9 protein-coding genes and 2 tRNA genes are annotated in these 8,981 nt (G+C 69.5%); 8 read left to right on the top strand and 3 right to left on the bottom strand.

Annotated features, from left to right (window positions below):
* The first annotated feature begins 419 nt into the window (after positions 1 to 419).
* Together ADL01_RS01720 and ADL01_RS41200 are read left to right on the top strand one after the other, a co-directional pair.
* Positions 420 to 713 (top strand): hypothetical protein, encoded by a 294-nt coding sequence (locus ADL01_RS01720; RefSeq protein ID WP_053740056.1) that lies wholly within the window; start codon positions 420 to 422, stop codon positions 711 to 713.
* Positions 714 to 722: 9 nt separating this feature from the next.
* Positions 723 to 1,325, top strand: a complete 603-nt coding sequence (locus ADL01_RS41200) for a hypothetical protein (RefSeq protein WP_078960263.1) — start codon at positions 723 to 725, stop codon at positions 1,323 to 1,325.
* 542 nt (positions 1,326 to 1,867) lie between these two features.
* Here ADL01_RS41200 and ADL01_RS01710 read toward each other — a convergent pair.
* The gene (locus ADL01_RS01710) at positions 1,868 to 2,440 is read right to left on the bottom strand and encodes a YceI family protein (RefSeq protein WP_053740054.1); all 573 of its coding nucleotides are present in this window, start codon (positions 2,438 to 2,440) and stop codon (positions 1,868 to 1,870) included.
* Positions 2,441 to 2,728: 288 nt separating this feature from the next.
* Here ADL01_RS01710 and ADL01_RS01705 point away from each other — a divergent pair.
* Together ADL01_RS01705 and ADL01_RS44445 are read left to right on the top strand one after the other, a co-directional pair.
* A tRNA-Met gene (locus ADL01_RS01705) sits at positions 2,729 to 2,802 on the top strand.
* 423 nt (positions 2,803 to 3,225) lie between these two features.
* Positions 3,226 to 3,295, top strand: a tRNA-Gly gene (locus ADL01_RS44445).
* Positions 3,296 to 3,416: 121 nt separating this feature from the next.
* Here ADL01_RS44445 and ADL01_RS01700 read toward each other — a convergent pair.
* Both ADL01_RS01700 and ADL01_RS01695 read right to left on the bottom strand, forming a co-directional pair.
* On the bottom strand, positions 3,417 to 3,815 hold the full coding sequence (locus ADL01_RS01700) for an alpha/beta hydrolase (RefSeq protein ID WP_324614554.1): 399 nt from the start codon (positions 3,813 to 3,815) through the stop codon (positions 3,417 to 3,419).
* Positions 3,785 to 4,036 (bottom strand): hypothetical protein, encoded by a 252-nt coding sequence (locus ADL01_RS01695; protein WP_053740053.1) that lies wholly within the window; start codon positions 4,034 to 4,036, stop codon positions 3,785 to 3,787. Before ADL01_RS01695 ends, ADL01_RS01700 begins: the two co-directional genes overlap by 31 nt.
* A 310-nt stretch (positions 4,037 to 4,346) precedes the next feature.
* Between ADL01_RS01695 and ADL01_RS01690 the strand changes: the two genes are divergently transcribed.
* From ADL01_RS01690 to ADL01_RS01675, 4 genes are read left to right on the top strand one after another with little or no spacing between them, the layout of a single operon-like run.
* Entirely contained in the window at positions 4,347 to 4,745 is a 399-nt protein-coding gene (locus tag ADL01_RS01690; protein WP_063783435.1) for a hypothetical protein, read from the top strand.
* A complete protein-coding gene (locus ADL01_RS01685; RefSeq protein WP_053740051.1) occupies positions 4,745 to 6,067 on the top strand; it encodes a GMC family oxidoreductase N-terminal domain-containing protein in 1,323 nt (440 codons plus the stop codon). Before ADL01_RS01690 ends, ADL01_RS01685 begins: the two co-directional genes overlap by 1 nt.
* Entirely contained in the window at positions 6,064 to 7,935 is a 1,872-nt protein-coding gene (locus ADL01_RS01680) for a peroxidase family protein (RefSeq protein ID WP_053740050.1), read from the top strand. The genes ADL01_RS01685 and ADL01_RS01680 overlap by 4 nt, the downstream gene beginning before the upstream one ends.
* The gene (locus tag ADL01_RS01675; protein WP_053740049.1) at positions 7,925 to 8,899 is read left to right on the top strand and encodes a patatin-like phospholipase family protein; all 975 of its coding nucleotides are present in this window, start codon (positions 7,925 to 7,927) and stop codon (positions 8,897 to 8,899) included. Before ADL01_RS01680 ends, ADL01_RS01675 begins: the two co-directional genes overlap by 11 nt.
* Positions 8,900 to 8,981 lie beyond the last annotated feature (82 nt).

Here is an 8,981-nt window from a genome sequence, read left to right as displayed (position 1 = left end):
ATCATTCGCGTCTCTCCCTGTCGGACACCGGCGCCCGTCCGTGGCCCCCGAACGCCTCACCGACCACGCTAAGACCCGAAACGCCCCGATTCGGTAATATCGCGGACCGATCCGGGCCCGGCGGGTCGTACCCGCGACCGCCCTCGACACCGTTGGCGGCCGCGGGCCGCTGTGGATGAGCGGACTCCTGGTCCTGGCCGCTTTGCTCGCCGCGCTCCTCTTCCGCAGGGTGATGGCCACTGCCCGGAGCCACGAAGTGCTCCGGTGATGCTTGTGTCGTCCGTGACGATCAGCCAGTCACGCTGTCTGCTCGGTCGGGGGTGGCAGGGGTGGTGCGAAGGCACGCTGGTCCGTTGCCGTCTTCAGGCCGAGGGCAAAGGCGCCGGATGTTGGTCTCCATCGTCTGACTCAAGGCGACGGTGTTCATCAGGTGCGGGACGTCGACGACGACCTTGCGGTCCCTCGGTGGAGATCTCTTTGGCGAAGCTGATGACGGTGCGGGTGATGCCCTCCGCCGCGTCCGGTCCGGACTGCTGGGCCGTGGCTGCCGCTACCCGGTCGGCCTCCAGGCCCAGTTGACTCCCCGCCTCTTCGGCTCCGGTTCCGACGACAGCGGTAAGGCGGCGGTGTGGCTGTCCGAGCGCGCGGTGGGCCTGATGAAGACGTGGCGCGGCGGTCGTCCGGCGCTGAAGGCGAGCTGGGCCCCCGACTAGAGTGATCGTATGGATTCTCGGGGGAGCACACTCAAGCTCACGGCGGTACTGGCTCTGGTCGTACTCGCCATGACGGGTTTCTCGTCGGGGCGGCACGGCCACGGCAGAAGCAGCAGTGGCAGCGGTGGTGGGGGTTGCAGCAGCTCCAGCCAGAACCACGGCGGTTCGTCGACGAGTTCGGGATCGACTTCGGGGAGCGGTTCGTCGGGCTCGTCCCGTTCCGCTGACGACGACTCCACGTACGGCAGTGGCAGCATCAGCGGCGGCGGGAGCGGTTACACCCGGCGCCCCGGCCATCGCCCAACGCCCACCTCCTCCAGCACGGGTTCCGGCACGGCGCTGAAGGCCGGCACGGCGAAGCTGGTCAGCTGTGCGAGCGCGTCCACCCCGTACGCGACGGTCGAGATCGCGAACCCGAACAAGCGCAGGGCCGACTTCCGGGCCTGGGTCACCTTCTACGACGCCGCGGGCACTTTGCTCATCAGGACCCAGTCCGTCATGGTCGCCGTGCCGGCGAAGGGCAAGGTGAACACCGAGGTGAAGCTCGATGAGCGTTTCCTGGCGTCGGTCGACTACTGCCAGGTCGACCAACAGGTCGAACCGGCGAACTGAGCGGTCAGCCCTGACGGGTCACTCGGGCCGCTGTTGAAGAAGGCAAGCGTCTGCCGCCCTGTACGACCCGCACCCCGGCGAGCCACGCCCGCCCGGTCCCGGAGTGACGTGCCGCTTCTACTACTCCAGCGACACGCCCTGACGGTTGTGCCAAATGGAGTGCTGCCTGAAGACTGGGCGACCTCCGCCGCGTCCTGGGGTCTCAGCCCGGGGGCGGGGCGGGACGACTTCCGCCAGGCGTTGTCGCGACTGGCCCACCCTCCAGCGGTTCGGCCGACCACGGCAGCCTCCGGTAGAGCGTCTGCCGGGTTCCGGGGGTCTGGTGGGGTGCGGTGCCGTTTCCGGCTCGCCGGTGATTGCCGTGAAGGCGGGGGGCTGCTACGCGCTTTCGGGTGACGACCCGCACGTCCGTCGCTGCCGGCGCCGGCGAGAACGTGAGCAATGCGGCATTGCCGGCTGCGACACACCACCTTCGCCGTTCACCCATGCCTCCACGCTCGGCGGCTGTACACCTGTTCCGACCGCGGCAGCGAGCCGGGCAGCTACCCGGGCGCGTCTGCCGGTTCGAGCCGGGTCACCTCGAACTCCATTCGGACCTCGTCGGCCAGCCGCAGCGCTCCCAGGAATGCGGTGTACGGCTTGATTCCCCAGGTGGACTGCGTGACGGTCGCCCAGCCGCGCAACAGCCGCTCCCCGTTTCCCTGCCCGTGCACCGTGACCGGGTGGGTCCGACCCTTGATGGTGAGGTCGCCGGTGATCTCGAAGGACTGCGGCGTTCCCGCGACACGGGTGGAACGGAAGGTGATCGTGGGGTGTTCCGTGGTGTGCAGCAGATCCCGCTTCGCCAGCGTCCGTTCGATCTCGGCTCGGTCGGCATCGGTGAGCGCCTTCAGCCCACCCGTTCCCTCACGGACCTTCAACGAGCCCGTCTCGACCGTCACACTCACCGACGCGTTGTCCGGGTCGCCTACGGCCAACACCGCCTTCCCGGACCATCGGGCGGCCTCGATCGTGAGGTCGTGCCCCGCTCTGCGCCCCAGTCCGGTACGGCCTGTCTTGATCAGGAGGCGGGCGTTCGAGGGCCCGAGCCGATACGTTCCGTCTGTCAGTGCCACGGCGCCGAGGGTAAGGGACGAATGTGGTCTGGCCGTCGAGGCAGCCTGGTCGGCGTGTCCCCATTCCCGCGCCACCTTGTCCCGTACATACCGATCACCCGGGCTGATGGCACCGGCGTGGCGCTGGCAACTCAGCTGGGTGCAGGGGGCCTGCCGGATCCGCGCGACCGTCGTGGCCGACGTTTCCCGCGGTCATTGCGCCGCCTCAAAGAGCCTCCTGACCGGTGCGCGATCAGGCGGAGGTGGTCTCCCCGCTCCGCTGTGATGGCGTACGGTAGGGATCACCGACGCGGGGTGGAGCAGCTCGGTAGCTCGCTGGGCTCATAACCCAGAGGTCGCAGGTTCAAATCCTGTCCCCGCTACTGCGTTCTGTAGGGCCCGGATCCGTGTGGATCCGGGCCCTACGCCGTTGTCGGCGCCTCCACCGAACGGCCCCAGCTTTTGCCACCACGCCTCAGTGGTCGGCAACCGCCGGGCCGACGCCCGCTCGTTTCGGTGATCTATGGTCCGAAGAAGCCGGCAGGTCGACGGGTCCATCGCCGGACTCGCGATCGCGCCGGCCCCAAACACCCCTGATCACCCCTCCGAGCGCTCCTCTGACGGAGCCGGCACCGGCTCGGTCCGGTTCCCGCTCGTGCGGTAGGTGCTCGCCTCGCGCACGACGTGGCAGGCACAGCGCCGGCCGACGCCGGGCTGGTTCAGGGCCTTCCCGCGGGGAAAAGCGCTGACCGTATGCGCTAAACTTGATCTTGAGCTGGTCGCCGCAACTCGAGGTGGCTGGTTACGCGTTGGTGGTCCAAGGAAAGACGCCCCGCTTCCTGCGGGGAAATGCAGGTGCAAGGCCTGCCCGGCGCTCGATCACAGGGCCCGTCCGCGTACAGCGGACGGGCCCTACCCGTTGTCCGGCGTGCGAATCTGGGCGGCTGCGATGTCCCTGGTCCGGCGTGCGACGCCCTCTCGGGTCTGGCACCGTGGCTCACCAACCGGTTGATCGCGTGTACACCAGGGCCTTGACATTGGCGTGGCCGCGGGCGGCGTTGGTGATGACCACGCCGCCGTAGGAGTGGGCCGCCAGGATGACCGGGCCGGGGATGGTGTCCACCACGCTGGAGATGTAGGCCGCGTCGCCCGCCGTGTCCCGCAGCGGGTTGGCGGGCGCGATGACCGGGAAGCCGGCCTTCTGCAGCAGCGCGATGGTGTCGTTGAAGCCGGAGGCGTCGGCGAACGCTCCGTGTACGAGCACGACGGTCGGCTTGGGCCGCTTCTCGGGCTGCACGGCTTTGTGGGAGGTCGCCTGGGCGGAGACCGCGCCGGTGACGATGAGAACGGCGGCGGCCAGTGCCGTCAGCAGACGGCGCAGTGCTGGAACACGCATGACGAGCCCTTTCGGAGAGGAGGGTTGGACCGTGCGGAGGTGCTGGCGGGCGGCGCTACCGGGACCGCTGGCCGCGGCAGGATGAACGCCAGCTCCGGGTCGACTCCCGCCCGCCTGGCGACAGAGGCGCTGCCGCCCATCTGGAGCGCCAGGAGGTGATCGAAGCCGCGCTCGGCCTGCTCGGGCGTCAGCGGTGTGCGGTACGGGATCAGGTACGGCATGAAGTTCTCCTCACGATGGCCGCCGCGCGGCTCGCGGCGTGACCACGGACGTATGCCGCCCGCTCAACAGCCTCCACCGGTCCCGCGATGCCGCGTACCGCGCGAGCAGCCGCGCGTCTGCTCGGCCGGCTCTGATCACCCGGGGAAAGGGCCACCCGAGCAGACCATCCGTAGCGAGATCACTTCGCGTCACCGTTCTCAGGGCCGAGCGGGTGGTTCTCCCTGACAGCCGGGATCGGAAGGGCGTTCGGCAGGGACAACTACCTGGGTGGTCTGCGCCGTCCTGCGGGTCTCTTTCAGGGAGGACACCATGACAGGAAAGCGAATTGCCGGCAGGCGGTCGGCGGCGGTTCTCGGGTTGGCCGGGATCCGGCTCTTCAACGGGGCCGTCGGCCTGCTCGCACCCACGCTCCTCATCAACAGACTCGACCGGGACTCCGAGCCTGACCCCGCCGCCATCTACGCCTTCCGGCTCTTCGGCATCCGCACCGTCCTGCTCGGTCTCGACCTGCTCACCAACCGCGGCGAGCGCCTCACGGAGGACCTGCGGGAGGGCGTACTCATTCACGGCGGCGACACGGTGACCGCGGGCGACCCTCGGACCGCGCGGCCATCTGCCGCCCCGCACCGCCGTCCTGACCACCCTGATCTCCGCCGTAACACCGCGCTGGCCGTCAGTGCCCTGACCGGCGACCGGGAAAAGACGTGATGACGACCACCACGGGAGGGTTCGACCATGTCGTCGTGGGGGCGGGGGCCGGCGGCGGCCCGCTCGCCGCCCGTCTCGCCGAGGCCGACACGCGGGTCCTGCTCCTCGACGCGGGCGGCGAACAGGACAACGACAACTACCTCGTGCCCGCCTTCCACCCCGACGCCAGCGAAGACCCCGTACGGCGCTGGGACTACTTCGTGCGCCACTACGCGGACGAGGAACAGCACAGGCGTGCCACCAAGGCCGTCCCCGGCAAGAGAATCCTCTATCCGCGGGCCGGGGCGATCGGCGGCTGCACCGCCCACCACGCGCTGATCACCCTCTACCCGTACGACGCGGACTGGGACCGGATCGCCAGGGAGACCAGCGACGACTGCTCCTGGGACAGCGCGTCGATGCGCGGCTACGTCGAACGGCTGGAGCGCTGTGAATACCGTCCGCGCCCCAGGACACTGCCGTCCAACCGTCTGCTGGCCGCACAGCTGCGGGCGCTGCCCTTCGTCTCAAGGCGGTACGTCAACAGGTCACGTCACGGCTTCGACGGCTGGCTGCCCACACGGCTCGCCGACCCCGGGCTGATCACCCAGGACAAGCAGCTGCTGAAAGTCGTACTCAACGCGGCGGAGGGCGAGCTCGCCGATTTCCTCGGCCGGCCGCTGTCGCCCCTGGAGGGCCTGGGCGCGTTGGTCGACCTCAACGACTGGCGGGTGCAGACCGACGCCCTCGAAGGCCTGTGGCAGATCCCCATGTCCACCACGGCCGACGGGCGGCGCAGCGCCGTACTGCGGGAGCAACACCCCGACCGGCTCGTCGTTCGGCCGCACGTGCTGGTGAACCGAGTGGTGCTGGACGAGAACCAGGCGGCGGTCGGCGTCGAGTACCTCGCCCGCGAGCACACCTGCCGGGCCGAGCCCACGGCCGACGGGGACGCCGGACTCCCGCCGTCGCAGCTGGTGCTGGCCCGGCGGGAGGTGATCCTGGCCGCCGGTGCCTTCAACCCCCCGCAGCTGCTGATGCTGTCGGGGATCGGCCCGCGCGATGAGCTGGAGCGGCACGGCACTACGGTGCGCGTCGACCGGCAGGGTGTCGGCCGGAGCCTCCAGGACCGCTACGAGGTCGGCGTGGTCAGCGAGACGGCCCGGGAGTTCCCGATCCTGAGGGGCTGCTCCTTCCATGCGCCCGGGCCCGGCACGCCACCCGACCGCCACATGATCAGCGAGAAGGCCGGTGACGTGATCCTCGCCGATGCCACGCCACCCAACGAACCACGCACCGCCGAACCCCGGACTGTCGAACCATCCGCCAGGAGGATCCGATGACTGACCAACGACCACCCGCCGGTGACGCGAGCTCCGGCTACCGCCGCACATTGCCCTGGCGCGTCGTCACCGGCGCCGCCGAGTTCCTGGACCGCAGAGTCGGCTGGGACAAACTGCCCGTCCCGCTCGGACTCGGCACCCTGCTCGGGCTGCGGGTGAAACTGCGGCAGGAGAACCTGCACGACACCAACCGGATCCCCGCGATGAACGTCCCCGAGCCGGCCCCGCACAATGGCACGGCACACCTGGTCAACCGGACGGCCGACGGCAGTTACAACGACCTCGAGCAGCCGCGCATGGGCATGGCCGGCACACGCTTCGGCCGCAACATCCCGCTGGGTAAGATCCCCCCGGTCTCGCCCGCCGACGTGCTGTCCTCGCCCAACCCGCGAGTGGTCAGCCGCGAACTGCTCACCCGGGACGAGTTCATCCCCGCCGAGACGGTGAACTCCCTCGTGGCGGCCTGGCTGCAGTTCATGGTGCGCGACTGGTTCAGTCACGGCACGAGCCCCACGGACCGGCCGTGGACCGTGCCCCTGCGCGACGACGACCCCTGGCCCGAGCGGCCCATGCAGATCATGCGCACCCTCGACGACCCGACCCGCGACCCGCATGCCCCGGCCGGGACGCCCGACACGCGCGTCAACGTCTCCTCGCACTGGTGGGACGCCTCCCAGATCTACGGGTCGAGCGAGAAGGAACAGCGCGCCCTGCGCACCGGGGAGAACGGCAAGCTGCGCCTGTGGGGCGACGACGGGACGCCGTTCCCGCCCGACCCGGACCGTGACCCGTCCCGGGTGCCCGGATTCTGGCTGGGGCTCGCGATGATGCAGACGCTGTTCGCCAAGGAGCACAACGCCATCTGCGAGCACCTCCACGCGCAGTACCCCGGCTGGGACGACGAGGAGCTCTTCCAGCGCGCCCGGCTGGTCAACTCCGCTCTCCTCGCCAAGATCCACACGGTGGAGTGGACCCCGGCGGTCATCAGCCACCCGACCACCGTCACCGCGCTGCGCACCAACTGGTGGGGACTCGCAGGCGAGCGCGTGCACAACCTCCTCGGGAGGATCAGCGGGTCGGAGGTGATCAGCGGCATCCCCGGCGCCGAAACCGACCACTACGGCGTTCCGTACAGCCTCACCGAGGAGTTCGTCGCCGTCTACCGCATGCACCCTCTGGTCCGCGACGACTGGCACCTGCGGGCCGCGAGCGACGACGCGACGCTGCGGGAGGCCACCCTCCGCGAACTCGCCGGCCCCGAGGCGCTGAAGGTCATGGACACCGTCCCCATGCGCGACCTGCTCTACAGCTTCGGCACCCTTCACCCGGGCCTGGTCACCATGCACAACTTCCCGAAGTTCCTGCAGGAGTTCCAGCGGCCGGACGGTCACCTGCAGGACCTCGCGGCCACGGACATCCTGCGCAGCAGGGAGCTTGGCGTCCCCCGCTACAACGATTTCCGCCGGCTGCTGCGCCTGAAGCCCGCCGCGAGTTTCGAGGAGCTCACCGAGAACCGGGCGTGGGCCGAGCAGATCAGGCGGGTCTATGAGGGCGACATCGAGAAGGTCGACCTGACCATCGGCCTGTACGCGGAGAAACTCCCCGCCGGATTCGCCTTCAGCGACACCGCGTTCCGCATCTTCATCCTCATGGCCTCACGCCGCCTGAACAGCGACCGCTTCTTCACCGAGTACTACACGCCCGAGGTCTACTCGAAGGCCGGACTGCGCTGGATCGACGACAACACCATGGGAACCGTACTGCTGCGCCACCACCCCGAACTGCGGACCGCACTGGCCGGAGTGAACAACGCCTTCTCGCCCTGGAACATCGCCGGACGGAAGCGAGGGGCTCGCGATGGCAGCTGACCTCAGGGCCGACCTCGTCCTGGAGGGCGGCGGGGTGCGTGGCCTGGGCGCCGCAGGAGCGGTGATCGGCCTGCTGGAGCAGGGGTACACCTTCCCGCGCGCCGCCGGCACCTCCGTCGGCGCTATCGCGGCGGCCTTCGTGGCCGCCGGGGTCGGGGCCAAGGACCTGCGCAACCTCATGGGCCGCCTGAACCTGGCCCGGGTCCCGGACCGTGTGCCGCCGGGCCTGCCCGTGCTCAGCGAGGGTGTCTCCCTGTTCGGCAGGCGCGGCGCGTACCGGGGCGAGTGGATCCGCCAGTGGGTGGAGACGGAACTGGCGGAGCTGGGCGTGACCACGTTCCGCGATCTTCGGTACGACGACCCGGGCAGTGACACCGACCTGCCGGAGCACAAGCGGTACAAGCTCGTTGTCATGGCGACGGACGTCACTCACGGGCGGCTGCTGCGACTGCCCTGGGACTACCGGCTTTACGGCCTCGACCCGGACGAGCAGAAGGTCGCCGACGCGGTCCGCTGCTCGCTGTCGATCCCCTTCTACTTCCAGCCCTGCGAACTCACCCATCGAACAACAGGAGAGAAGTCGGTCATCGTGGACGGGGGCATCCTGTCCAACTTCGCCGTCGACACCTTCGACCGCACCGACGGCAGGCAGCCGCGCTGGCCGACCTTCGGCGTACGGATCCTGCCCGACCTGCCCGCCGGAATCGCGGAGCTGTTCCCGGCGCCGGCCGTGGTGATGTCACCCCTGCTGCAACTGCTGCAACAGGTGGTGGCGACGGCCCTGGTGGGCCGAGATCAGACATATCTTGAGCTACCGGGTGTTCGAGACCGGATGATCAGCGTCTCGTGCGCCAAGGTCGGCATCACCGACTTCGGCCTCGGGCCGGAGGCACGCGAGGCACTGGTCGAGGAAGGACGGCAGGCGGCGGTCGACTTTCTACGGCGCGCCCACAGCAAGCAGTGAACCATCTGAGGTGCCGAGGAGGCGGCACACCTGGCTGCGACGCGGGGTCTCATTGAGGCCCCGTCATCCTGATTTCTGCTGG

The sequence above is a fragment of the Streptomyces sp. NRRL WC-3618 genome (genome assembly GCF_001280005.1).
In the GTDB taxonomy this organism is placed as follows: Bacteria; Actinomycetota; Actinomycetes; order Streptomycetales; family Streptomycetaceae; genus Streptomyces.
This window is presented reverse-complemented; position numbering and strand designations above follow the sequence as displayed.